The sequence below is a fragment of the Labrys sp. (in: a-proteobacteria) genome, assembly GCF_047605565.1.
Lineage (GTDB): Bacteria > Pseudomonadota > Alphaproteobacteria > Rhizobiales > Labraceae > Labrys > Labrys neptuniae.
This window is the reverse complement of the sequence record NZ_JASGFM010000026.1, coordinates 1-25209: the sequence shown is the minus strand read 5'-3', so window position 1 is coordinate 25209 and position 25209 is coordinate 1. Positions and strand designations below refer to the sequence as shown.

At 64.9% G+C, this 25209-nt stretch carries 21 protein-coding genes; 7 read left to right on the top strand and 14 right to left on the bottom strand.

Annotation, left to right across the window (positions count from 1 at the left end; all coding sequences use genetic code 11):
• The first annotated feature begins 2 nt into the window (after positions 1–2).
• The gene (locus tag QM672_RS21215) at positions 3–755 is read left to right on the top strand and encodes an SDR family NAD(P)-dependent oxidoreductase (RefSeq protein ID WP_311934223.1); all 753 of its coding nucleotides are present in this window, start codon (positions 3–5) and stop codon (positions 753–755) included.
• Between the two features lie 323 nt (positions 756–1078).
• On the opposite strand, the gene QM672_RS21210 is transcribed toward QM672_RS21215, so the two are convergent.
• The 3 genes from QM672_RS21210 to QM672_RS21200 all read right to left on the bottom strand — a co-directional run bounded on the left by QM672_RS21210 (position 1079) and on the right by QM672_RS21200 (position 4358).
• Positions 1079–2020: a Gfo/Idh/MocA family oxidoreductase gene (locus QM672_RS21210; RefSeq protein WP_311934222.1), complete on the bottom strand. Its 942-nt coding sequence runs from the start codon at positions 2018–2020 to the stop codon at positions 1079–1081.
• A gap of 84 nt (positions 2021–2104) precedes the next feature.
• On the bottom strand, positions 2105–3826 hold the full coding sequence (gene argS / locus QM672_RS21205) for an arginine--tRNA ligase (RefSeq protein ID WP_311934221.1): 1722 nt from the start codon (positions 3824–3826) through the stop codon (positions 2105–2107).
• A gap of 241 nt (positions 3827–4067) precedes the next feature.
• On the bottom strand, positions 4068–4358 hold the full coding sequence (locus tag QM672_RS21200) for a DUF2934 domain-containing protein (RefSeq protein WP_311934220.1): 291 nt from the start codon (positions 4356–4358) through the stop codon (positions 4068–4070).
• Positions 4359–5021: 663 nt separating this feature from the next.
• Between QM672_RS21200 and QM672_RS21195 the strand changes: the two genes are divergently transcribed.
• A complete protein-coding gene (locus QM672_RS21195; RefSeq protein WP_367623644.1) occupies positions 5022–7007 on the top strand; it encodes a response regulator in 1986 nt (661 codons plus the stop codon).
• Between the two features lie 444 nt (positions 7008–7451).
• Here QM672_RS21195 and QM672_RS21190 read toward each other — a convergent pair whose 3' ends face one another.
• Genes QM672_RS21190 through QM672_RS21180 form a run of 3 tightly spaced genes read right to left on the bottom strand, consistent with a single transcriptional unit; the run spans position 7452 to position 9950 of the window.
• Positions 7452–9134 (bottom strand): sensor histidine kinase, encoded by a 1683-nt coding sequence (locus QM672_RS21190; protein WP_415084931.1) that lies wholly within the window; start codon positions 9132–9134, stop codon positions 7452–7454.
• Between the two features lie 50 nt (positions 9135–9184).
• Positions 9185–9742 carry a sigma-70 family RNA polymerase sigma factor gene (locus QM672_RS21185; protein ID WP_311934217.1) on the bottom strand — a complete coding sequence of 186 codons (558 nt, stop codon included), beginning with the start codon at positions 9740–9742 and terminating at the stop codon, positions 9185–9187.
• Positions 9729–9950, bottom strand: a complete 222-nt coding sequence (locus QM672_RS21180) for a NepR family anti-sigma factor (RefSeq protein WP_068292011.1) — start codon at positions 9948–9950, stop codon at positions 9729–9731. Before QM672_RS21180 ends, QM672_RS21185 begins: the two co-directional genes overlap by 14 nt.
• A 328-nt stretch (positions 9951–10278) precedes the next feature.
• On the opposite strand from QM672_RS21180, the gene QM672_RS21175 reads away from it, so the two are divergent.
• A complete protein-coding gene (locus QM672_RS21175; RefSeq protein ID WP_415084929.1) occupies positions 10279–11070 on the top strand; it encodes a response regulator in 792 nt (263 codons plus the stop codon).
• A 142-nt stretch (positions 11071–11212) separates the two neighbouring features.
• Entirely contained in the window at positions 11213–12442 is a 1230-nt protein-coding gene (locus tag QM672_RS21170; RefSeq protein WP_415084927.1) for an MFS transporter, read from the top strand.
• Between the two features lie 12 nt (positions 12443–12454).
• On the opposite strand, the gene QM672_RS21165 is transcribed toward QM672_RS21170, so the two are convergent.
• The 3 genes from QM672_RS21165 to glgX all read right to left on the bottom strand — a co-directional run bounded on the left by QM672_RS21165 (position 12455) and on the right by glgX (position 15726).
• Positions 12455–12943, bottom strand: coding sequence for a response regulator (locus QM672_RS21165; RefSeq protein WP_415084925.1), 489 nt, complete (start codon positions 12941–12943; stop codon positions 12455–12457).
• Positions 12944–13096: 153 nt separating this feature from the next.
• Entirely contained in the window at positions 13097–13474 is a 378-nt protein-coding gene (locus QM672_RS21160) for a response regulator (RefSeq protein WP_311934213.1), read from the bottom strand.
• 134 nt (positions 13475–13608) lie between these two features.
• Positions 13609–15726 carry a glycogen debranching protein GlgX gene (gene glgX, locus QM672_RS21155; RefSeq protein ID WP_415084923.1) on the bottom strand — a complete coding sequence of 706 codons (2118 nt, stop codon included), beginning with the start codon at positions 15724–15726 and terminating at the stop codon, positions 13609–13611.
• Positions 15727–16182: 456 nt separating this feature from the next.
• Here glgX and QM672_RS21150 point away from each other — a divergent pair, with 456 nt between their 5' ends.
• Positions 16183–17271, top strand: a complete 1089-nt coding sequence (locus tag QM672_RS21150) for an AI-2E family transporter (protein WP_311934211.1) — start codon at positions 16183–16185, stop codon at positions 17269–17271.
• A gap of 70 nt (positions 17272–17341) precedes the next feature.
• On the opposite strand, the gene puuE is transcribed toward QM672_RS21150, so the two are convergent.
• Both puuE and uraH read right to left on the bottom strand, forming a co-directional pair.
• Positions 17342–18772, bottom strand: coding sequence for an allantoinase PuuE (puuE, locus tag QM672_RS21145; protein ID WP_415084920.1), 1431 nt, complete (start codon positions 18770–18772; stop codon positions 17342–17344).
• 3 nt (positions 18773–18775) lie between these two features.
• The gene (uraH, locus tag QM672_RS21140; RefSeq protein ID WP_311934209.1) at positions 18776–19129 is read right to left on the bottom strand and encodes a hydroxyisourate hydrolase; all 354 of its coding nucleotides are present in this window, start codon (positions 19127–19129) and stop codon (positions 18776–18778) included.
• Here uraH and QM672_RS21135 point away from each other — a divergent pair.
• On the top strand, positions 19128–19289 hold the full coding sequence (locus tag QM672_RS21135; protein ID WP_415084917.1) for a hypothetical protein: 162 nt from the start codon (positions 19128–19130) through the stop codon (positions 19287–19289). The two genes, uraH and QM672_RS21135, sit on opposite strands and share 2 nt — an antisense overlap.
• A 144-nt stretch (positions 19290–19433) precedes the next feature.
• On the opposite strand, the gene QM672_RS21130 is transcribed toward QM672_RS21135, so the two are convergent.
• Positions 19434–20387 carry a LysR family transcriptional regulator gene (locus tag QM672_RS21130; RefSeq protein WP_311934207.1) on the bottom strand — a complete coding sequence of 318 codons (954 nt, stop codon included), beginning with the start codon at positions 20385–20387 and terminating at the stop codon, positions 19434–19436.
• A gap of 315 nt (positions 20388–20702) precedes the next feature.
• Here QM672_RS21130 and QM672_RS21125 point away from each other — a divergent pair, with 315 nt between their 5' ends.
• On the top strand, positions 20703–22037 hold the full coding sequence (locus tag QM672_RS21125; protein WP_415084915.1) for a urate hydroxylase PuuD: 1335 nt from the start codon (positions 20703–20705) through the stop codon (positions 22035–22037).
• A gap of 877 nt (positions 22038–22914) precedes the next feature.
• On the opposite strand, the gene QM672_RS21120 is transcribed toward QM672_RS21125, so the two are convergent.
• Complete coding sequence (locus tag QM672_RS21120) at positions 22915–24162, bottom strand: glycerate kinase type-2 family protein (RefSeq protein ID WP_415085000.1); 1248 nt, start codon at positions 24160–24162, stop codon at positions 22915–22917.
• A 166-nt stretch (positions 24163–24328) separates the two neighbouring features.
• A partial coding sequence (locus tag QM672_RS21115) for a 2-hydroxy-3-oxopropionate reductase (RefSeq protein WP_415084913.1) occupies positions 24329–25209 on the bottom strand: 881 nt, incomplete at its 5' end.

The window sequence follows — 25209 nt, the reverse complement described above, 5'->3', positions numbered from 1 at the left end:
CCATGAACAGCTACGATTTCGCAGGACAGGCCGCCATCGTCACCGGAGGTGGCCAGGGCATCGGGCTGACGGTCGCCGAACGCATTTTGGCCGGCGGCGGCAACGTCTCGATCTGGGATCGGGACGCTTCCCTGCTGCAGGCCCTGGAGGTCAAATATGGCCGCAACGGCAAGGTCCAGGCCCTCAATGTCGACATCGGCGACCTCGCCTCGGTGGAGGCCGGCGTCAAGCAGACCCTGGCGCGCTTCGGCCAGATCGACGTCCTCATCAACAATGCCGCGATCGTCGGCCCCAATGCCAATACCTGGGAATACCCGCCCGAGGCCTTCGCCGAGGTGGTGCATATCGGCCTGGTCGGCACCTTCCATGTCTGCCACGCCGTGGTGCCGCACATGATCGCCCGCAATTACGGGCGCATCGTCAATTTGAGCTCGGTTGCCGGCAAGGAAGGCAATCCCGGCGCCCCCGCCTATTCCGCCACCAAGGCCGGCGTGCTGGCGCTGACCAAGTCGCTCGGCAAGGAACTCGCCAAATACGACATCTCGGTCAATGCGGTGACGCCGGCCGTGGCCAAGACCACGATGGCGATGAGCCAGGATCCCGACTTCCTGAAGATGATCCTCTCCAAGATCCCGCGCGGGCGCATGCTGGAACTCGCCGAGGCGGCCGCCATGATCTGCTGGCTGGCCACCAGGGAGAATTCCTTCACCACGGGCGCGGTGTTCGATCTTTCCGGCGGCCGGGCGACCTATTGATACCAAAGCTCGGGAATGTCGATGCATCCGAGTCTTCGAAATAGCTTTTGGTATGAAGGACATCCGGCAGAGAGATAATCGCTCACGGTCGCGCTGCCCCTCGCCTTACCTCTCCCCGTAAGAACGGGGCGAGGAGGCACAGGCGTTGCGACTGGCCCTCGGTCCATTCATCTCGCCCAACGGTTGAGCGAGATGGTGCGGTCTCGGCATGAAACGCGACGTCAAAGTCCCCTCGCCCCGTTCTTACGGGGAGAGGTAAGGTGAGGGGCCGCACGACCTAAAAGGAGGAGAGGTGAGCAATGCCCCGTGACAGCCTCGGGCGATCACCACTCGAAGGCGTCGGTGGTCTCGCGCTTGCCCACCACCATGGCGTCGGCGACCAGGTGGAAGGGCGCTGCATCGACCGCGCTCTCGCCGCGATCGAGCAAGCCGGCGAAGCGGGCATAGATGCCTTCATATTCGGCCATCGGCTCGGCCACGGTCAGGTTGCCGTCGACGGCGAGCTTGGAACCGCCGTCGATCAGCGTGAGCCGGGTGCCGTCCTCCATGACGATCTCGATCGTCCAGGTCTGGTCGCCGGTCTGGCGCCAGTCGAATTCGGCCGTCAGTTCAGCGCCGGGCAGGCCGGCATCGGAAGCGAAGGTCAGTCTGGCCGCGATCGGCGTATCGCGATTGGCGGGATAGGTCAGTGTCGCGGCCGTGACGAAGAAGGGCTCCGGCGCGATCTCGGTCAGGATCGACAAAGCGTTGATGCCCGGATCGAACACACCGAAGCCGCCCGGCTGCCAGATCCATTCCTGGCCCGGATGCCAGCGCCGCACGTCTTCCTTCCAGGTGATGGCGAGGGAGGCGATCTTGCGGCCGGCCAGGCGCTTCTTCGCTTCTTCGACCCCGGCATTGTATTGCGAGTGCCAGGTGGCGAACAGCACGCAGCGCCGGGCCGCCGCCTGGCGCACGAGATCGGCCAGCTCGCTGACGGTGGGCGCCGGCGGCTTTTCCAGGAGCACGTTCATGCCGGCGTTCAGCGCCTCCAGCGCCACCTGGTGGCGCACCGAAGGCGGCGTGCAGATCGCCACCGCGTCGAGATCCGGCATGGCGGCATAGAGCTCGGCCGGGGTGCGGAAGGTCGGCACGCCCGCCTGCTCGACGCCGCGCTGGCTGACCAGGGCGGCCAGCCGGAAGGCCGGGTTCTTGGCGATCACAGGCAGATGCTGGTCGACCGCGATCTTGCCGACGCCGATGATGGCGATGGAATGCTGGCTCATGAAGGCCGCCTCTATTTGTCAGTCAATTCGAGGCGTGCGTAGCAGCAAATCGGGGGCGCGGGAAGAGACTCCCGCGCTCGCACGTCACATCCGTTCGGGAACCGCGATGCCGAGCAGCCACAGCCCCTTGGCCAGCACGGCACGAGCAAGGCCACACAAAGCGAGGCGGGAGGCACGCTCGGCCTCGGTATCGGCGGCCAGCACCGGGCAATCGGTGTAGAAGCGGCTGAAGGCCTGTGCCACCGAAAACACATAGTCGGCGACCTCGTTCGGCGCATTGTTGCGTCCGGCGGAAGCGACCACTTCGGGCAGCCTGGCGCATTCGAGCACCAAGGCGCGCTCGGCCGGAGCCGCCACCTGCAGGGCGCCGGCCTGATACCCCTTGGCCTCGGCATTGGCGAGGATGGAGCCGATGCGCACGCAGGCATATTGCACATAGGGCCCGGTCTTGCCTTCGAAGGAGACCATGCGGTCCGCGTCGTAGATGTAGCCCGAGATGCGGTAGGAGGAGAGATCGGCGAACTTGACCGCGGCGAGACCCACCAGCTTGGCGAGTTCGATGCGATCGAGCGTCGGATCGTCGTTGACCAGACGCTCTCCTGCCTTCTCGATCGCCTCGCCGAGCAGGTCCTTGAGCTGCGCCACCCCGCCTTCGCGGGTCTTGTAGGGCTTGCCGTCGGCGCCGTTCACCGTGCCGAAACCGGCATGGATCAGCTCGACGCCCGGTGCCAGGTCCGCCCGCTCGGCCGCCTTGAAGACCTGGCGGAAATGCAGTTCCTGGCGCTGGTCGACGACATAGACGATACGCTTGGGGTCCTGGTCGCGCACCCTGGCCACGATGGTGGCGAGATCGGTGGTGGCATAGAGGGCCGCGCCGTCCTTCTTCTGCAGCAGGAGCGGGGGCATCGGCTTGTTGTCGCCGGGCGTGGCGACGTCGACGATCAGGGCGCCCTCGCTTTCCACCGCCACACCCTTGGCGCGCATGTCGGCGATCATGCCGGGGATCAGCGGCTGCACGTCGCTTTCGCCCAGGAAAAGATCGAAATGGGTGTCGAGAAGATCGATGTCGACGCGCTGCGCCGTCAGCGAGATGTCGCGCAGCTTCTGCCAGATCGCCGTGGCGTCGGGATCGCCCGCCTGCAAGGCGGCGGTGGCGGCGCGGGCGAGTTCCATGCGGGCGGGATCGGCCTTGCAGGCCGCGGCGGCCTCCGGATAGATGCGCTGCAGGTCGTCCATGGTCAGGTCCGGCGCCTCGCCCGGGCCGAGGTCGGGCCAGCGCAGCCGGATCTCGGAGATCAGCTGGCCCATCTGCAGGCCCCAATCACCGAGATGGATGTCGGAGACCGTGTTGAGGCCCTGGGCTGCATTGATGCGCCGCAGGCTCTCGCCGATCACCAAGGCGCGCAGATGGCCGACATGCAGCGGCTTGGCGACGTTGGGGCCGCCATAGTCGAGCACCACCGTATCTGCTGGCAGTTGCACGATGCCGAGATCGGGCGAGGCGGCCTGGGCCGCGGCGCATTCGGACAGGAATTCATCGGACAGGCGCAGATTGAGGAAGCCGGGGCCAGCCACCGAGACTTCCTTGAAGGCCGGGAGGTCCTTCAGCTTTTCGGCGATCTCGGCAGCGAGCTCGCGCGGATTGCGCTTGAGGCTCTTGGCCAGCGGCATGGCGCCGTTGCATTGCAGGTCCGCGAGCTCCGGCAGTGTGGAGCGGGTGGCTCGGGCGGTCTCGGTCGGCAATCCACAGGCTGAAAAGGCATTCGCCAACATCTCATCGACGAGGCGGTTCAAAGAGGCAGACATGCGGACGCTTCCTATCAAATCGGTCAGCGTTCGCAGTAAGCACCTTGGCGCGCGGAGGCAAGCGTCAGGCGGGCATTCGGGGCGGATTTTGCGATTTCAGCCGCTCGAAAGGGCGAATTTCAAGGAATGGGACTGGCAGTCAGCGTCGTCATCGGCACCGGACGGGCTGCCACAATTCAAGGCCGGAACGCGCCTTTGCGCTCCGGCCGCAGGAGAAGAGCCATGCTCTCGGCGATCGGTTTCAGCCGCGTCCCCCGGCGACCTTCTTGAGCGGGATTTCGGGTTCCACCGCATCTTCCCCGAGATGGGTGAGGTCCGGGATCTCGCGCAGATTGTCCGGCGCGGCCAGCGGGTCGATCAGATCCTCGATGCAGGGCGGTGTCGGCACCAATGTGAACTCGGCCGTATTTTCCTGCAGCACCAGTTGGCGTGCGAGGTCCCAATGGAACAATTCGCGCCCCTCCGGCTGTCCGTCCAAGACCCACAATTCATGGGCCTTGTCGCGGATCTTCTGTTCTATCTCATTGCTCATCAATGTCTCTCCCGGTCTGGGTTATGGCAAGTAACGCCCATGGCCTAGAGTCTGTCTGGCCTTGTCAGGCTCAAACCTGAATCTACCGCGACCGGCGGCTTCCGGTCCCCGCGGACGAACTCGAAACACCTATCGTCCAGGTGCCCGGAACAAGCCGGGCGCGGCGAGCATCGCGCGATGGCACATAGCCTCAACCCGCCATGATCCCGGCGGTTCCCCGCCACGATCAATTTCCTTCCCCTCAATGGAGCAACCTTCGGAAGGCGGATGCGTGCCCTCGTTAAGATAGGGCGAGGAAGCTAGATTTCAACCAAAATCGGCATCTCAAAGCGCTTTGATAACCCTCATCTCTGATTGAACGACGAGAGACCGGGCGCATGGGCATGGCACGTCAAGAGCATGATGGCAGCGTCCACGGCACGCCGAACGGCCGAAAACAGGCCGTGGCATCGAGCCCGGAACCTTCCATCCTGCAGGGGCGTTCTTCAGAGCTGACGCGTTCACGACCGGACGCTGGCTCTAGAGGCTGTTATGGACCACGGATTGGCGAGTGTGTCTTTGTGATCCTTGATACGTCCGTCCAATCACAAGACGCCTCAGGCATCCGTGTTAGGATGCAGATGGGAATACAGCCCTGACAGGGCGGTGATCTTGGTGGGTACAATGGAGTTTCGACGCCATCTCGTCCTCAACCTCGACGACCACGTGGTCGAGCGGCGCGCCAAGACCGAGGCCCTTGGCCGGGCAAGCGAAATCGACGTGATCGAAGCAGGCTCGGGCTTCGATGCCCTCGTCCTGGTCCGCGAGCGACGGCCGACCCTGGTGCTGCTCGAGGAGAGGCTGCCCGACATGAGCGGCCACGATCTTTGCCGCATCATCAAGCAGGATTATCCCGATACCCTGGTGCTGCAGACCTCGGCATCCTTCGTTTCGGGCGACAATCGCATGCGGGCGCTGGAAGCCGGTGCCGATTCCTGCCTCGCCCAGCCCTGGGAACCGGTCGAACTCGTCGCCTCCGTCCGCGCCTTGCTGCGCATCCGGGCGGCCGAAACGGCCCTGCGCGAGAGCGAGGCCAACTTCCGCACCCTGGCGGACAACATCCCGATCCTGTGCTGGATGGCCGCCGCGCATGGCGGCATCTACTGGTATAATCAGCGCTGGTATGACTATACGGGTTCATCGCTCGAGCAGATGCAGGGATGGGGCTGGCGCTCGGTGCATGACCGCCGGCAGCTGCCCGATATCATCGCGCATTGGCGGGAATCGCTCGAACAGGGCAGCGCTTTCGAGATGGTCTTCCCGCTCCGCGGCAGGGACGGCATCTTCCGCCCTTTCCTTACCCGCGTCGCCCCGGTCCGAGACGATACCGGCCGGATCCTGCGCTGGTTCGGCACCAATACCGACATTTCCAGGCAGAGAGAGGCCGAGGCCAGGCTCCGCGAACTCAACGAGACGCTGGAGCAGCGGGTCCAGACCGCCATAGCCGCCCGGGCCACGGCCGAGAACAGCCTGCATCAGTTGCAGAAGGTCGAGGCTCTCGGGCAGCTCACCGGCGGCATCGCCCATGACTTCAACAACATGCTCGCCGTGGTCATCGGCGGCCTCACTTTGCTCAAGCGCAAGCTGGAGCGCGGCCAGACCAATGTCGGACGCTATATCGACGGCGCTCTCGACGGCGCCGAGCGCGCCGCCGCACTGACCAAGCGCCTGCTCGCCTTCTCCCGTCAGCAGCCGCTGACGGTGGAAGCCGTGTCGCCCAACGCCATGATCGCCGACATGGCCGACCTGCTGTCGCGCACGCTGGGCGAGCATATCCACATCACCACCATCCTGGCGCCGGACGGCTGGGCGGTGGAGACCGACAGGAGCCAGCTGGAAAACGCCCTGCTCAACATGTCGGTGAACGCGCGTGACGCCATGCCCGACGGTGGCGAACTCACCATCGAAACCAGCAATGCCATACTGGGCCGCAGCCAGGCCGAGGAATTCGGCATCGCCTCCGGTTCCTATCTCAGCGTGGCGGTGATCGACACCGGCATCGGCATGTCGGAAGACGTGGCCGCGCGCGCCTTCGACCCCTTCTTCACCACCAAGGGTGTGGGCAAGGGCACCGGCATGGGCCTCAGCCAGGTCTTCGGCTTCGTGCGCCAGACCGGCGGCCATGTCACCATCGCATCGATGCCGGGACAAGGCACCACGATCAGGCTCTATTTGCCACGCTCGGAGGCTGCCGAGGCCCAGCGCCCCCTGTGGGACGGGCTTCCCACCACCTTCCATGGTCATCCCGGCGAGACCGTGCTGGTGGTGGAGGATGAGGACAGGGTGCGCTCCATGGCGGTGGAGGCCTTGCGCGGGCTCGGCTACACCATTCTCGAGGCCGCATCCCCGAGCGAGGCCCTCGGTTTCGTCGCAGCCGGCCGGCCCATCACCTTGCTGTTCACCGACATCGTCATGCCCGGGATGAATGGCGGCGAACTCGCCAGCCGCGCCCGGGCCCATTCCCCCGGCATCAAGGTGTTGTTCACCACCGGCTACGCGCCGGACGACAATGGGCGGGTCGAGATATCAGGCCTCGACACCAGACCACTCTACAAACCCTACTCGATCGACCAGCTCTCACGCCGCATCCGGGCGGCAATCGACGGATGAGGCCGGCCGTTCAAGCTCCATCAAACGGAATGGGGGAGGAACACGCGTTCCTCCCCCATTCCGTCCTACTTGCTACGAAACCGGCTCAATCCCGGGGCAGGGACCGCCTGTTGCGCCGCGCGACGACCTTGACGCGAGCCGGCTGGCGCATCGACGCTACCGCGAGGGTGCAGAGCCCCGTGGCCAATAAGGTCGAAAGAACCGCAAGCAGAGTGTTCATCATGTTCTATACCCCTGATACTCGGCCAAACGTCCGATCATGCTGAATTGTTAACGCGCCGGGGGGCGCAAAGTTCAGTTACAATTTCCTAACAATCCTGCACCGATCGACCATGAGGCGGCACCTATCCTGAGGAGCACCAGCAGGCGAGCATCGCCTAATCGATGACCGTCTGCCGGTCCCCTCAACAGGAAACATAGGCACTATATGACCGTTGGCAAGGGTTATTCCGCTGCGGAAGCGCCGGTCCCCCGGTCTTCCGCCTGCTGCTCGCCGTCGCCGGCAGCGGCAAGCTCCCAGGCACCCAGGTCACCCGCAGCGAGGTCCTTCCTCTCGGCTGCGTCGAGCTGCTGCACGAGGCCCAGCAGGATTCGCGAGGGCTGCGGCGGTTCCACCGGCCTGTCGGCAGCAAATCCGAAGCCGAAGCGCCCGCCGTCGAGATCCTCGATGTCGAGCGTGAGAACGAGTGCCAGGCCGGGATGCAGGATGGCGGAGGCATGGTCGACCACGAGCAGGCCGAGCGGGATAGCGCGATCCACCGGCAGCGCCATGTCGGTCCGCCCGCGTAAAGCCATGCTTTGCCCGGGGCGGCACAGCAGCCTGCCGATCACCTGTGTGACGTCACGCAGGAAGGGCTCGACCGCCACCGGATGCATCTCGCCCTCGGACAGGGCACCCCGATAGGCCGCCGACAACACGTGCACCCTGCATTCAGCCTCGCTCAAGGCCATGCGGGCATCGCCGGCATAGGCGTTCTTGGATAGGCCGATATAGCTCTGCACCACTTGGAGATTGTTCTTCACCCGGTGATGCAGCTCGCGGGTAAGGGCATGGTTGGCCGCAAGCGCCGTCTGCAGGCGGTGCTCGCGTGCTTCCTGCTCCTCCACCATGTCGTTGAAGGCGACCACCACATTGCGGATGTCCGACGGCATCTGGGCACTGAGCGGTACACGTCCCCAGCCCGAATGGCGCCGAGCCCGCGACGCAGCCTCGATGCCCTTGAGCCATTGCACCAGATGCCGTTTCATCACCCGGGCAAAGACGACCAGCAACAACAGCAAGGCGGCGAGGGGCGCCAGCAGCAGGAAAAGGAATTGCGAGCGGGCTGCCCGCAGATGGATGTCACGGAAGCTGGCGACGATATAGAGATCGGGCGCCGCCGGCATGGCATAGTAGATCCGCGTCTGGCCGGCGCCGCTGACGGCGACCCAGCGCTGTCGGGTCACGGGAAAGGTTCCCTTCGCCGGCAGCCAGCCATTGTCGTCCGCCGGGCGCCCCCGAGCAAACACGATGTCCTCATGCACGGTGATCAGGGCAGCGACGAAGTCACGCGCGCCGTCACCGAGGTTGAAGACACGATCGAGGGCCTGCGGAGCGACCACCAGCAGTGCCTGCCAGCCCGGCGCGTCCGGCTTGCCCTCGCGCCGGGCATAGACGACGAGCCGGCGCTCGCCCCCGAGCACCACCGAATCATAGCGGCTGGTTACCGGCGACAACACCGCGCGGGGTTGGAGCACCGGCTTGGCAGCCTGCGCTGCCAATTCGGCGCCAAGCGAGGACCGGTCCAGGCCGGATATGCCGGAAAACAGGCAGGCCGGGCTGCCATCCCCCTGGATCAGCAGGGCCTGGTAGCCCTCGAGCTGTCCCACATTGGCCTTGCCGACCGCCTCGCAGGAGGCGCCGTTCGTGACTTCGGCGGCCGAGATCATCAGCCCCCGTACGACGCCGACATACCAGATGCCCATGCGAACGACGAAATTGCCGACCGTCTGTGCCTGGGCCGTCTCGATCGTCTTGACGTCATCGCGATAGGTCACCACCGCGATGATGCTGGTGATGGCACCGACAGGTATGGCGACCATCAGGAAGAAGGTCAGCAGTTTGGCCTGGACCGTATCGAAGGCCAAGATCCTATTGAAGACCAAGATCCTATTGAAGACTTGGCGAAAGCGGGCCGTCACGAGGGAGGCTCGCGCCCGCCGGCCCGCAGTGCCGCCAGCATCTTGGCATCCGGCCCCGTTTCATCCGCATCGCTGGTCGAGAGCATTTCGGCCAGCCGCGACCTCGCCCGGTTGACGCGGCTTTTGATCGTACCGAGCGCAACGCCGCAGATTTCCGCCGCCTCCTCATAGGAGATACCCGAGGCGCCCACCATGATCAGGGCCTCGCGCTGCTCCTCGGGCAGCTTGGCGAGGGCGGCCGTGAAATCGGCGATCGCCAGGTGCCCTTCCTGGTCGGCATGGACGGCCAGGCGCTCGGCATAGACCCCATCGCTGTCCTGCACCTCGCGCGAACGCTTGCGGTAGAGCGAGTAGTAGATGTTGCGCAGGATGGTGAACAGCCAGGCTCGCATATTGGTGCCCGGCTCGAACTTGTCGGCATTGGCCCAGGCCTTCAGCAGCGTATCCTGCACCAGATCGTCCGCCAGGGTAATCGAGCCCGACAGGGACGCGGCAAAGGCACGCAGACTGGGAATATGTGCGATGAGCCCGTCCTTGAAGCTATCGCCGCTCATCGTCCTTGCCCTCCCCGGCCTTCTTCTCCTGCTCTTCGAGCTCGGCCAGGAGTGTCAAAAACCTGTCGGGCACGGGCGCCCGGACGATCGATTCATAATGGGCCTGCAGGGAGCGAGCGACATAGTCGCGGATCTGCGGATCGAGCTTGCCGCCATCGGGGGGGCTCTGATCGGGCAGATCCTCGTCTGGCTTCTTATTCCTCGACATTGCTACTCCCGTGGAAACGGCCTGGCACCGACATTGCTTCCAAGCCGATTCCTCTCGAGCGGGCCATCGACCCGCTCGAGAGGAATCGGCACCATACCGAACATCTGCAGAGTTTCTTGGGGAGGCCCATCCACGGCCTCACCGGGAAATTCTGCTTGGGCCGGCGTGAAGGCCCGTCGTCGGGGAGGAGGCAATGCAATACCAACCGGCGAAACGCATCCCATGCCGGATACGTTCCATTCTGTCGAAGAAATAAATTCATTGTCAGGAACTATTCGTCTGTGGTGCTCTGCCGGAGCCGCATGAGCGACCGATTGGGAGCATGTCAATGTCGATCGCAGCCGAGATCGCGCCGCAACTGCCTTATCTGAGGCGTTTTTCCCGGGCCCTGAGCGGCAGCCAGGCCAGCGGCGACGCCTATGTGGTCGAGACGCTGGAGGCCCTGGTTGCCGATCCCGCTTCCTTTCCGCGCGCCCTTCCGCCACGCATCGCGCTCTATCAGGTGTTCCTGAGATTGTGGTCTTCGCTGGCGCTCAACATGGAGCCGGCCAAGCAGGTCGAGGGCATCTCGCCGGAGCAGCGCCTGGAACGCCTGGCCCCGCGCTCGCGGCAGGCTTTCCTGCTGACCACGATGGAAGGCTTTTCCTCGGAAGAAGCAGCCACCATCATGCGGGTCGACGAAAAGGAAGTGATCACCCTGGTGGCCGAGGCCACCGAGGAGGTCGCCCGCCAGATCGCCACCGAGATCCTGATCATCGAGGACGAGCCAATCATCGCGCTCGACCTGCAATCGATCGTGGAAGAGCTCGGACACCGTGTCGTCGGCATCGCACGCACCCATGCCCAGGCACTCGCCCAGGTGGCGAAACACTCACCTGGCCTGATCCTCGCCGACATTCAGCTCGCTGACGGCAGCTCCGGCCTGAAAGCCGTGAACGAGATCCTGGCGAGCGTGGAGCTGCCGGTGATCTTCATCACGGCCTATCCCGAAAGGCTGCTGACCGGCCAGCAGCCGGAACCGACCTTCCTGATCACCAAGCCCTTCCGGCCCGAAATCGTGAAGGCCACGATCAGCCAGGCACTGTTCTTCAACAAACGGGCCAGCCTGCGCCCGGCCTGAACCGCGTTCCACGCAAGGAGCGATGCCCGCCAGCGACGAGCGGCGCGATAAGCATGACCTCTTCGGCAAGCACAGGAAACGGGTGGCTGGCACCCGCGCCGTCGGCTTTTGTTCGGCGATCCTTTCCCTGCCGAGATCTGTCATGAAGACGCCCGAAAGAGACCGCCTGCCGCCGGCTTTCCGGCGCATCGGCTGGTCGAATCTCCTTGCCCAACTCTCCGAGCAGATCGCCCTGGCCGCCGCGCCCCTCGCGGCCGTGATCCTGCTCGCCGCCGGCCCGGCCGAAACAGGCTGGCTCCAGACGGCCCAGACCCTGCCCTTTCTCCTGCTCTCCATCCCGGCCGGCCTGATCGCCGATCGCGCTTCGCGGCGAAAGCTGATGGTGGCGTCGGAGGCGTTGCGCACACTTTCCCTTGCGCTCACCATCCTGCTGCTCGGCCTCGGCCAGATGAACCTGTCCCTGCTGGCTTTGCTCGGCTGCGTCGGTGCCATCGGCACGGTATGCTACAGCGTCGCCGCGCCGGCCCTGATCCCCACGCTGGTGCCGCGCACCCGGCTTGCCGATGCCAACCGTTGGCTGGAACTGGCGCGCAGTGCCGCCTATGCCGGCGGTCCGGCTCTCGGCGGCGCCCTCGTCGGCTGGACCGGGGCGCCCGTCGCCTATGTCCTCTCCACCATCCTCTCGATCTGGGCCGTGCTCCTGCTCGCCGGCCTGCCGAAGGAAGAATTGGCGGCTCGCGCCGGCCGCAAGCTCCTGCACGATCTGAAGGACGGCGCCGCCTTCGTCATCCGCCACGATCTGCTCAGGCCGATCCTTCTCACCGCCGTCTTCTTCAATATCGGCTGGTTCTGCATCCAGGCCGTCTATGTCGCCTATGCCGTACAGATACTTGGGCTGACGGCTTTCGAAGTCGGCGTCACCCTCGGCATCTATGGGGCCGGCATGATTGCCGGAGCCGGCATCGCCCCGGCACTGGCTCGGCGCGTCTCCTTCGGCACCATGATCGTGCTCGGGCCGTTCGGCGGCTTCTGCGCCTCGCTCCTCATGCTGGGGACGGTATGGTTCCCTTCGCCGATCCTTGCCGGATTCAGCTATTTCCTGTTCGGCGCCGGGCCGATCCTGTGGACGATCACCACCACCACGCTCCGGCAGGCGATTACACCCAACGCCATGCTGGGACGCGTCTCGGCCTTGGTCATGACCGCAACCTTCGGGGCAAGGCCGGTCGGGGCGGCGGCGGGCGCCTTCATCGCCGCTTACGCCGGCGCAGCAGCCTGCCTGGGCGCAGCCGCCATCGGCTTCCTGGTCCAGCTCCTGGTCATCCTGCTGTCCCGCGTGCCGAGGCTGCGGGCATTACCCGACATGGCCTGACTCTGCCGCCGCTCAGTTCGCGCGCTCGGCCAGGCCGCGCACCTGGTTGACGAATTCGTCGGGATTGAAGGGCTTGCTGACCAGGAGGCAGTCGAAATAGAGCCGACGTCGCTCCGGCAAGCCAAAGCCGGAGACGAACATGATTTCCAGGCTGGGCCAGCGTTCCCTGGCCTTCAAGGCAAGATCATAGCCGCTCATCGGCCCGGGCATGCGGACATCGGTGATCAAGACCCGGGCATCCCCGTTCGAGGCCAGGATGTCGAGCGCGGCTTCGGCGCGGCCGGCCTGCAGCACCCTGAAGCCGGCATCTTCGAGCAAATCGGCCGTGATCAGCCGGACATCCTTGTCGTCATCGACCAGCACCACGGTCACCGGAGGGACGCCGTCGACATCGTCGCCTCCCGATTCGGCGCCGGGACTGCCATGGACCGGCTTGCGCGGGCTAGTACGATGCTCCGGCGCGTTGTGCATGGCTGGCTCGGCGAAGGCTTGCTGTTTCACGGCTCTTGTCCCCTCAGGCTCCGTCAGGACGTCCTGCGATGGATCGGCATCGCAAAGGCGTGTCGAAACAACGAGTTGAGGCAAATGAGCATTCAACAGGGAATGCTCGTTTGCTCTGGGGAACGAACGCCCGAAGCCGGCCTTTGTTCCGATTCAGCCTGCAGGCAGAATCGACCTGACCTTGGCCTCGAATTCGCCGGTCTCGAAGGGTTTGACGATGACGTCCTGCCCCTCATCCATTTCGAGATCCTGCCGTTCGGCGGCTTCATAGCCGGTGAGGAAGAGCACCTTCAGCGCCGGCCTCGCCTCGCGTGCCCGCCGGGCCAGATCCCAGCCGTTCATGCCCGGCAGCCCGATATCCGTGATCAGCAGATCGATGCCTTGCGTGCCCTCCAGCAGGGGAATGGCCGAATCGGCATCCTTGGCCTCGAGCGTGGCAAAGCCGAGATCGTTCAGGATGTCGACGACGAGCAGCTGGATGACTGCCTCGTCTTCGACGACGAGAATGGTCCTCTTGTCGTGATCGGCCATGCTTCTGATCTCGGACTCAAATCGAAATTGCTGCCGGAAACCGCTTCCGGACCTGAGAATCACTGACTGCTGAAATAGGCGCCTGGGGCGCTCGAGCCACTATAGACGATCTGACCGGGAAAACAGGAGCGCGCTCAATCGACGCGCTCGAACAGGACAAGCGAGCGGCCGGCAAGCGCATAGGCTTCGCCGACGGCGATGTCGGCTTCGGGCAGCCCCGGATCGTCGGTGGCGACCAGGCGTTTCCATGCCGAACCGTCATAGCAGGGAGGCATGGTGAAACTCATCGTCTCGTGATGGGCATTGAGCAGGACGAGCAGCGTGGCATCCGATCCGCGCTTGCGGATGCCGCTGGCCTGGGCCCGGCCATCCAGCAACAGGCCGAAGCAGGCAGGTTCCCCCGCATCGTCCCAGTGCGACCGCGTCATTTCCTCGCCGCTGCGATGGATCCAGGTCGCCTCGCGTACGTCGATCGCCTCGTTGATACGCTCGCCGATCAGAAAGCGTGATCGCCGCAGAATGGGATATTTGCGTCTGAGCGCCGTCAGCCTGCGGACGAAATCGGTCAGTGCCTTGCCCTCTTCCGCCGCCTGCCAATCGAGCCAGCTGATCTCGTTGTCCTGGCAGTAGGCATTGTTGTTGCCCCGCTGACTGCGGCCGAACTCGTCGCCGGCCACGATCATCGGCGTCCCCTGGGAGAGCAGCAGCAACGCCAGGAAATTGCGCATCTGACGTTCGCGCAGGTCCGTGACGGCAGCATCCTCGCTCGGCCCCTCGACACCGCAATTCCAGGAGCGGTTGTTGGAGCTGCCGTCCCGATTGTCCTCGCCATTGGCTTCGTTATGGCGGTCGTTATAGGAGACCAGGTCGCGCAGCGTAAAACCGTCATGGGCGGTGACGAAGTTGACCGAGGCCCAGGACTTGCGACCGCGGTGGTCGAACTTGTCCGGCGAGCCACACAGGCGCGGCGCCAGGGCCGCAGGCCGAGCCTCGCCCCGCCAGAAGTCACGCGCCGTATCGCGATAGACGTCGTTCCACTCGGCCCAGCCCGGCGTGAAACCGCCGACCTGGTAGCCGCCGAGCCCGACATCCCAGGGCTCGGCGATCAGCTTGACATTCTCCAGCACGGGATCCTGGCTGACGGCCTTGAGGAAGCCGCTATCGGGATTGAAGCCATCGACCTCGCGGGCCAGCACGGTGCCGAGGTCGAAGCGGAAGCCGTCGACATGCATCTCGTTCACCCAGTAGCGCAGGCTGTCCGTCACCATCTGGATCACGCGCGGATGGCTGACATTCAGGGTGTTTCCAGTGCCGGTATCGTTGATGTAGTAGCGCGGTTGATCGGGCATCAGCCGGTAATAGGAGGCATTGTCGATTCCCTTGAAGGACAGGGTCGGACCGAGTTCGTTGCCCTCCGCCGTGTGGTTGTAGACGACGTCGAGGATGACCTCGAGGCCTGCATCGTGGAAACGTGCCACCATCTGCTTGAATTCGGCCAGCACGCCCGCGGGGTCGGCGGCATAGCGCGGATCGGGCGCGAAGAAGCCGATGGAGTTGTAGCCCCAGTAGTTCCTCAGGCCGCGCTGGAGCAGGTGATCGTCGTCGACGAAGGTATGCACCGGCAGGAGCTCGACCGTGGTGACACCGAGCGAGCGGATATGCTCGAGGGACTGGATCGAGGCGAGGCCCGCATAGGTGCCCTGCAAGGCTGGCGCGATCCCGGGATGGCGCTTGGTGAAGCCCTTCACGTGAGTCTCGTAGATGATGGTCTGGTCCCAGGGCACCAGCGAGCGGTTGCCCGGCCAGTCGAAACGCGCATCCACTACCATGCAGCGGGGCATGAAGGGGGCGCTGTCGCGCGTATCGAAGCTGAGATCGCCCTCGCCGAGCGTATAGCCGAACAAGGCGGGATCCCAGGTCAGCGCGCCGACATGGGCGCGGGCATAGGGATCGAGCAGGAGCTTGTTGGGATTGAAGCGGTGCCCCGCCTCGGGCTCGTAGGGGCCGTGTACGCGATAGCCATAGAGCATGCCGGGGCTGACATCGGGCAGGTAGCCATGCCAGATCTCGTCGGTGAATTCCGGCAGTTCGATGCGCTCGAGCTCCTCGACACCGCTCGGATCGAACAAGCAGACCTCGACCTTGGTGGCATGCGCCGAAAACAGCGCGAAATTGGTGCCGGCCCCGTCCCAGATCGCACCGCGCGGATGAGGATGTCCTTCACGGATCCGGGTGCCGAAGAGCTGGGTCATGCCATCGTCTCCCGTTCGGCCGTCCTGCGGACCACCAGTGCATCGAGCAGCGAGAGGTACCGCGCATCACCGCGGCACACTGCACTGCAACATGGGCCGATGCAAGCATTTGGGTTTCGTCGCAAATCCGGTTTCACATGAAACGCGCAAGGTCAAGGAAACTGCCTCATGCTTCGTCACACCCACTTGGCGACACGCGTCCGGATGCCCGGCGGGTGGCTTGAATGCCGGGCGCATCGGGCGGGCGCCGCAGCGCCGGCTGCCAGGCCGACACCGGCCTGGCAGGCGGGAAACGCACTGCTTGCGCGATGGTTCCGCCGGAACCTGGCCCGATCATCGTCCGTTTCATGCGGGCCGGAACTCTCAGGCCTTCCATTGTGTTGGGCCTGACCATGGCGTGCCGACGAGGCACTCCCGACGAAAAACAACGAATCCGGGCTACCAGCAGGGGCATGCATGCAAGACCAGACCACTTCCCTTTCCGCCGACAAGCCCGCCGTGCAGCCCGGTGCCCCCGTCGAGCTCGACGAGGGGCCTAGCAGCGTCTCGCCCCAGACGGCCATCCAGGCCTGCCTGCTCGTTCTGGCGAGCCTGACGATCGCCTATGTCGCCGCCGACATCATTCTGCCCCTGGTGCTCGCTTTCGTATTGAAATTGCTGTTCCAGCCGGTCATGCGCCAGCTCGAGCGCTTCCGCCTGCCGCGCAGCATCGCGGCCCTCCTGATGATCTTCGTGTTCTTCGGCCTGTTCGTGGGGCTGGGGGCCGCCGTCGCTGGCCCCGCCACCGAATGGGCCACCCGCCTGCCGGATGCCCTGCCGCGGCTGCAGGAGCGCCTGTCCTTCCTCAACCAGCCGATCCAGACCTTCCAGAGCTTCATGCAGCAGATCGGCGCCGGCGGCGGTGCCAATGTCGACATTCTCGGCGCGGCCTTCCGTGGCACGCAGCATTTCGCCAGCGGCTTCTTCGAGACGATCCTGATCCTGTATTTCCTGCTGGTATCCGGCGACACCTTCCTGCGGCGTATGGTCGAAATTCTGCCTCGCTTCAGCGACAAGCGGCAGGTCGTGACGCTGTCGCAGCAGATCGAGGAGAACATCTCGATCTATCTGGCGACGATCACCGTGATGAACGCACTGGTGGGACTGGCCACTGCCCTGACCATGTGGGCCACGGGCCTGGGTGACCCGGTTCTGTGGGGCGTCGTCGCCTTCGCCCTCAATTTCGTGCCGATCATGGGGCCCTTCTTCGGGGTCGCCCTGTTCGCCTTTGCCGGCCTGCTGCAGTTCGACACCATCCTGGCGGCCTCCCTGCCGGCCGGCCTCTATCTGGTGATCCATCTGATCGAGGGCGAGATCGTCACGCCGATGCTGCTGGCCAAGCGCTTCACCCTCAACCCGGTGCTGATCATCCTCGCCTTGATCTTCTGGTTCTGGCTGTGGGGCGCGCCGGGGGCGATCCTGGCCGTCCCGATGCTCGCCATCCTCAAGATCATCTGCGACGGAGTCGGCCCCCTCAACAATATCGGCCGTTTCCTGGAAGCCTGAGGCGGCTGGAGGTCGCCATACCCTCCCCGTGATGGTAGGGCATGGACGTGGTGTCACGTACTGCCGCCGCTCAGCCGGGCAGCATGTCCGTCAGGCGCAGGCGGGCGATCTCGCCGATCTGCTTGACGGCCTCGGCGAATTCCTGGGTCCGGTCATGCTGCAGACGCCGCTCGAAGGCGGCGACGATCTCGGCCTTGCTGCGTCCCTTGATCGCCATGATGAACAGGAAGCCGAACCGGGCCTTGTAGGCATCGTTTAGCTCGGTGAACTGCTTGAGTTCGGCCGGCGTGAGGCGATCGAGGCCGGCAGAGGCCTGCTCGGCGGAGGATTCGGCGGTCAGCATCTTGGCCTGGGCCAGTTTCCCCGCGAGGTCGGGATGCGCCATGATCAAGGCGAGCTTGGCCTCGTCGGAAGCCGAGTTCAGCACCTTCATCATCGCCGCATGCAGGCCCTCCGCCGTATCCTCGGCCGGCGTCAGCCCCTTGTCATAGGCGCCCTCAGCCACCCAGGGCGAATGCTCGAACACGCCGCCGAAACGCTCGACGAACAGAGCGCGGTTGAGGCGCGTCGGCACATAGCCGCCTTCCGGCGGATGCTGGCGGATCCAATGGCGGGCGATGTCGAGGCGGGTGGCGAACCAGACCTCGGCATGGCCGCGGGCGTAATCGAGGAAGCGGGCGAGTGCGGCGGCGCGGCCGGGACGGCCGACCAGACGGCAATGCAGGCCGATCGACATCATCGCCGGCTGCTCGCCGCCTTCGGCATAGAGCGTGTCGAAGCTGTCCTTGAGATAGGCGAAGAACTGCTCGCCGCTGTTGAAGCCCTGGGGCGTGGCGAAGCGCATGTCGTTGGCGTCGAGCGTATAGGGCACGATCAGCTGCGGGCCGCGCGGCCCTTCGACCCAATAGGGCAGTTCATCGGCGTAGGAATCGGCCGAATAGAGGAAGCCGCCCTCCTCCATGGTCAATTGCAGCGTCTGCGCCGAGGTGCGGCCCTGATAGAAGCCGAGCGGCCTGGAACCGGTGACCTCGGTATGAACGCGGATGGCTTCCTCGATATGCTCGCGTTCGCCTTCCTTGGTGTAGTCGCGATAGTCGATCCATTTCAGGCCGTGGCTGGCGATTTCCCAACCAGCCTCGACCATGGCGGCCACGGCCCCGGGATGGCGCTGCATGGCGCTGGCGATGCCGAAGACGGTGACGGGGATCTGGCGCTCGGTGAACATCCGGTGCAGGCGCCAGAAACCGACACGCGAGCCATATTCGTAGATGGATTCCATGTTCATGTGACGCTGGCCCGGCCAGGGCTGGGCGCCGACGATCTCGGACAGGAAGGCTTCCGAGGCCGCATCGCCGTGCAGGATGCAGTTCTCGCCGCCTTCCTCGTAGTTCACCACGAATTGCAGGCAGACGCGCGCCTTGCCGGGCCAGGCCGCGTGGGGGGGCTTGCCGGCATAGCCGATGAGGTCGCGATCATAGGTTCCTTGCGTCGTTGCGGTCATCACTCACGAGCCCCGATAGGTCGAATAGCTGAAGGGGGAACAGACCAGCGGCACGTGGTAATGGCCGTCCTTGTCGGCGAGCGTCACGCGCAAAGGCACGACATCGAGGAATTCGCCGGCCCCGGTGGCGCCGAGGCCGCGGAAATAGGCGCCGACGTGGAAGATGAGCTCATAGACGCCGGGCACGAAGGCATCGCCCACCATCAAAGGCTGGTCGGTGCGGCCATCCTGGTTCGTCGTCGTCGTGGTCACGGTGACCCGCCCGCCCGATGCATCCAGCCGCTGGAGTTCGATGGTCACGCCTCGCGCGGGCTTGCCGCTGGAGACGTCGAGCACATGCGTGGAGAGTCTTCCCATGTCGTCCTCACCCGATCCTGTCTTTGGCTGCGCTCTGGCGATCCGCGCCTTGCGCCTGCTGATGATGTTTGACCGCTATCGCCCTTGCGAGCGACGCGAAGCAGCCGAGCGCCGCGCTTCCGGCTCTGGATTGCTTCGCGTCGCTCGCAAGGACGTATGAGTCGTTCCCAATTCGCGTCGTGTTTTCAAATCGCACGCCAGACGATAGCGAATTTGCGGCCCGGCATTTCCAAATATTTTGTGAAGATGTTTCGATAAAGAATACTCTTCTGCTGCAGGCCGTCCTGAGGCTTGATGGAGCGTGTCAGGCTTCATTCTCCTGCAAGGATGACAGGCCGGACGGCAAGGGCCCCAGCCGGGCGAGTTCGGTCGCGAGATAGCGTCGGCCACGCTCGACCAAGAGGTCGGCGAAAGCCTTCACCTTGAGGGGCACGAGATTTCGCGTCGGATAGAGCACGGCCAGCGTGGCAGGCGGTGGCGGATTGGCGGTCAGAACAGGAACCAGACGACCTTGGGCAAGCGCATCGGCAATTTCGTAGACCGGTTTGAGCACGATGCCGCGCCCGTCAAGCGCCCAGGCGGTGAGCACGTCGCCGTCGTCGGCATCGAGCGAGCCCTTGATCGGAACGCTGATTTCCTCGCCATCCTGGCTGAGGGACCAGCGGAATTCGCGCGAGCCGGGAAAGCGCAGGAGCAGGCATTGGTGTCGCGCCAGATCGGCCGGCGTCATCGGCATGCCGGCGCGTTCGACATAGGCGGGGGAGGCACACAGGACACGCTCGGCGTCGGCGATCTTGCGCATGATCATCGAGCCGTCGGCATAGGTGACGAATTGCAAAGCGAGGTCGCAGGATTCGGCGATGATGTCGAGGCGGCGCTCGGACAGGCGCAATTGCACGTCGATCTGGGGATGGGTGTCGCGATAGGCCGCGGCGGTCGGGCCGACGAGGCGCCGCCCCAGGCCGAGCGGCGCGGCGACCCGGATCGACCCCAGCGGCATGGCACCGAGCTCACCGATATTGGCCTCGGCCATATCGATGGTGTGCAAGGCGTCGATGACGTGGTCGTAGAAGATCCGGCCCTGTTCGGTCAGGCCCATATTGCGGGTCGTGCGATTGAACAGCCGGCAGCCGAGGTGGTTTTCCAGCGCCTGGATGCGCTGGCTGATCACATTGGCGGAAACCCGCATGCGGCGGCCGGCTTCGGAGAAGCTGCCGGCTTCGACGGCTCGGGCGAAGGAACGGAAGTTTTCAAGCATGGCGGGCGGTTCCGTAGGACAGATCGGCGGCGACTGCCGTTCGTTGATCGAAACGGATGCAGCGCCCGGCAAAAGACTGCTTGTGCTTGATCATGCTCCCCCTCGTGCTGCCTGCGGCCGGAGCCGACTCTTCGTTCTCGACCTCATTCGACGAATAGAATGCGGATCGAGGACACTCAAACTGGCGAGACTCTTGCTTGCCAGCTCTTCGGGCCGGCGGTTCTTGTCGTGACTGTAGGAAATAATCATGCCTTGTGTAAGCCGGTCGTAAAGGGCCGCTTTCCGGGCAGGGAAGGAAATGGGAGAAAATAACCTATGCTGATGACCCTGTACGAATGGGGCAGTCTGATGTTGCGCTGGGCCCATGTCATCACCGGCATCGCCTGGATCGGCTCCTCGTTCTACTTCATGCATCTGGACGCAAGCATGCGCCCCACCCCGAAGATCCCCGCAGGTCAAGGCGGCGAGGCCTGGGAAGTCCATGGTGGCGGCTTCTACCAGGTGCAGAAATATCTGGTGGCGCCCGACTTCCTGCCCGAGCACCTGACCTGGCACAAATGGCAGTCCTACTCGACCTGGCTGACCGGCTTCTGCCTGTTGCTGTGGGTCTACTACGCCCAATCCAGCCTGCTCCTGATCGATCCCAGCGTGCGGGTATTGTCGCCAGCCGTGGCCCTGGTGGTCGGCATTGGCGGCCTCGCCGCCGGCTGGCTGGTCTACGACTTCCTGTGCAAATCCCCGATCGGCAAGAACGAGACGCTGCTCGCCGGCATCGGCCTGGTGTTCGTGGTGTTCATGGCCTGGTTCTTCCAGCAGATGTTCTCGGCCCGCGGCGCCTTCATCCATACCGGCGCGCTGATGGCGACGATGATGTCGGCCAATGTGTTCTTCATCATCATCCCCAACCAGCACAAGGTGATCGCCGCGCTCAAGGCCGGGCAGGTGCCCGATCCGGCGCTCGGCAAGGCGGCCAAGCAGCGTTCCTCGCACAACAACTACCTGACGCTGCCCGTGCTGTTCCTGATGCTGTCCAACCACTATCCGCTGACCTATTCCAGCCCCTACGCGTTCCTGGTGGTCGGCCTGATCCTGGTTGCCGGCGCGCTGATCCGCGTGTTCTACAACGAACGCCATGCCGGACGCGGCGACAAGTGGTGGACCTGGGCGCTTGCGGCCATCCTGATCTTCGGCGCCATCTGGATCAGCGCCTTCCGCTCGCCGGCCTTCCGCGATGCCTTCGACCTCGGCGCCATCGAGGCGCCGGCGGCAACCGAAACCGCGCTCGCCGCCACGGTGCCGGGACCGGTGCACGACATCATCACCAGCCGCTGCTCCATGTGCCACGCCGAGACACCGGTCTATCAGGGCATCAACATGCCGCCCAAGGGCGTGCTCCTGGATTCGCCCACCAACATCGCCCGCAACGAGCATGAAGTCTTCGTGCAATCGGTGATGACGCACGCCATGCCGCCGAACAACGTGACCGAAATGACCCTGGACGAACGCCGCGTGCTGCGCGACTGGGTGCTCAAGAGCGAGAAGGCCGCGGCACAGGGTACACCAGTCGACGCCGGCAAGTCCGCCGAAGCCAAAGCTGCCGAAACCAAGCCTGTTGAAACGGGTTCCGGCGTCCAACTCGCCGTCCGCTGAGCCAGCCTCGGGGCCAGTTCCTTCCCCTTTTCCCTCGACACGTGCAATGGCCCCGCTTGCGGGGCCTTTTTTGTCTTGGGCCAATGTCCTTATCGCCGAGCCACCGAGCATCCGGTCGGCGTGCCCATCCGCTTCGGCGACGGGTTGATCGAAGCAGAGCGGGCAAAGGCGGGAACCGCCTTTCTCGCCAGAGGCTGCCGCATGCCCACGTCCCGTGGTTCGCGAAAGGCGCGCGAGGTTTCGTCCCTGGCTTCGGCTGCCGCACCCACACATCGCAGCATGGGCGGATAGGGCGCAGGACTCCCTCCCCGACGTCAGGGAGGGTGGCCGGGCACAGCGAGGTCGTGTGGAGTTGAGGTCGAGTCGCGCGATCTTGCCATCCTCCGACCTGTTGGCGCCACTCTCCTCCTTCCGTCGCCGCTGCGCGGTGACAGCTTCCACGACGTTGGGGAAGGATTCCTGCGCTCCATATTGAAATTGCCAGACGGGTGGATCAGACAGCCGAAGCCGGCAAGGGATATTCGCGCCATTTCCGGCATACGGCGCGGAAAAGAAACACCGCACTATCGGGAAGCGCGCCGACGCCGGCACTTCGCAGGAAAAGGCAGGTGCGCTACGTCCTGTATCGGCGAGAGAGAATCCCGCCCCGCGGCCGCTATACCGTGGCGCGGCCCCTGCCGAAAACGGCGAAACGGGACGGAGAGCACCACGAATCCAAAGAGCCTCCCGCTGGCGGGGGAGGCTCCTTCGGCATGCTCCGGCGTGAGGTAAAGCCGCGTCAGCGCACCTTTGTCGGCGGAACAGGCCGCCAGCTCGTCGAGCCGGACCATGGCATGGTCTCCACCGGAGATGGCTGGTGCCGCGAGGGCTGGTCTCATTACAGCTTCATTCCCTCGGACAACACGAGAACGGCCCTGAAATCATTGACATTGGTCAAGGTCGGGCCGGTGACGATCTGGTCGCCAAGGACCTGAAACAGGGTATGGGCATCGTTGTTGTCGAGGCTGGCGATCGGATCGAGTCCGGCGGCGCGTGCGCGTGCAAGACTTGTCGGGTCGATGATCGCACCGGCCACCTCCTCGGCGCCGTCGACACCGTCGGTATCGCCGGCCAGGGCATGGAGGCCGCGCTGTCCGCCGAGCTTGACGGCGAGCGAGAGCAGATATTCGACATTGCGCCCGCCCCGCCCCTTGCCGCGCACGGTGACCGTGGTCTCGCCGCCCGAAATCAGCACGCAGGGTGCGGCGGCGGGCTGGCCGTGCTGGACGACCTGGCGGGCGATGCCGGCCATGACGATGCCGACATCACGGGCTTCGCCCTCCAGGGAATCGCCCAGGATGATCGGCGTGATACCGGCCTTGCGGGCAACCGCCGCCGCGGCAAGCAGCGACTGCTGGGGCGAAGCGATCAGATGGGTCTCGCAGCGCGCCAGGCGCGGATCCCCGGGCTTGGGCGTCTCTTCCAGCGCTGCCTCGAGATGCGCGATCACCGGGGCTGGCCCGTCTATGCCATAGCGCGCCAGGATGGCGCGGGCATCGGCAAAGCTGGTGGGATCGGCCACGGTGGGGCCGGAGGCGATGGCAGCGAGATCGTCGCCGGGCACGTCGGAAATCACCAGGCTGACGACGCGGGCCGGAAAGGCGGAGGCGGCCAGCCGCCCGCCCTTGATGGCGGACAGATGCTTGCGCACGCAGTTCATCTCGTCGATCGGTGCGCCCGATTTGAGCAGCGCCTTGTTGATCGCCTGCTTGTCGGAAAGCAGCAGCCCATCGGCCGGGAGGCTGAGCAGGGCCGAGCCGCCGCCCGAGATCAGGGCGATGACGAGATCGTCTTCCCCGGCCCCTTCCACCAGGGCCAGCATGCGCGCGGCGGCCTTGACGCCGTTGAGATCCGGCACGGGATGAGCGGCTTCGATCACCGCGATGCGCTGGCAAGGCACGGCATGGCCGTAGCGCGTCACCACCACGCCCTGAAGCGGCCCGTCCCAGGTGTCTTCCAGGGCCTTGGCCATGGCGGCAGCGGCCTTGCCGGCGCCGACGACGATGGTCCGTCCCTTCGGCGGCCGTGGCAGGAAGGCCGGCATGCAGGCAGAAGGCGTCGCCGCCGCCACTGCCGCCTCGAACATCGATGTCAACAATGCCCGCTCCGACATGGCGAACCTTTCAGAGGAAGAAACGCTTATGCGAATTATTATGTGTCGCGCCGCCCCTCGCCCTGTCCCCAGTCCGCTCCGAGCGGGGACAGGGTGCGGGACAACGCGACGGCCGGTCGAGAGCCGGCGCGTGCTGGCGTCAACCCTTGACCGGTGCGCCGATCTCGTAATTGGCCATGATCTCCAGCGCCCGGACCAGGCCGGAATGGTCCCAGGCCGCGCCGCCATGCGAGACGCAGGCATTGAACAATTCCTGCGCCGTGGCGGTGTTGGGCAGGGAAAGGCCGAGCTGGCGGGCCGTGGTGAGGGCGAGATTGAGGTCCTTCTGGTGCAGGGCGATGCGGAAGCCCGGATCGAAGGTGCGCTTGACCATGCGGTCGCCATGCACTTCCAGGATGCGGGAGGCGGCAAAGCCGCCCATCAGGGCCTCGCGCACCTTGGCCGGGTCAGCACCGGCGCGCGAAGCGAACAGCAGGGCCTCGCCGACGGCCTCGATGTTGAGGGCGACGATGATCTGGTTGGCGACCTTGGTGGTCTGGCCGTCGCCATTGCCGCCGACGAGCGTGATGTTCTTGCCCATTGTTTCGAACAGAGTCTTGGCGCGCTCGAAGGCCGCCTCGGGGCCGCCGACCATGATGGTGAGGGAGGCCGCCTTGGCGCCGACCTCGCCGCCCGAGACCGGCGCGTCGAGATAGTCGCAGCCGAGCTCGTTGATGCGCTTGGCGAATTTCTTGGTCTCGACAGGCGAGATCGAGCTCATGTCGATGACGAGCTTGCCGGCGGAAAGGCCTTCGGCAACGCCGTTCTTACCGAACAGCACGGTCTCCACATCCGGGGTATCGGGCACCATGGTGATGATGATGTCGGCCTTGCGGGCAACGTCGGCGGCGCTCGGCTCGGCCTTGCCGCCAGCCTTGACGAGTACCTCGGGCACATTGCCGAGCGTGGTGAGGTAGACGGTGTGACCGGCCGCGATCAGGTGTCCCGCCATCGGGGAACCCATGATGCCCAGTCCGACAA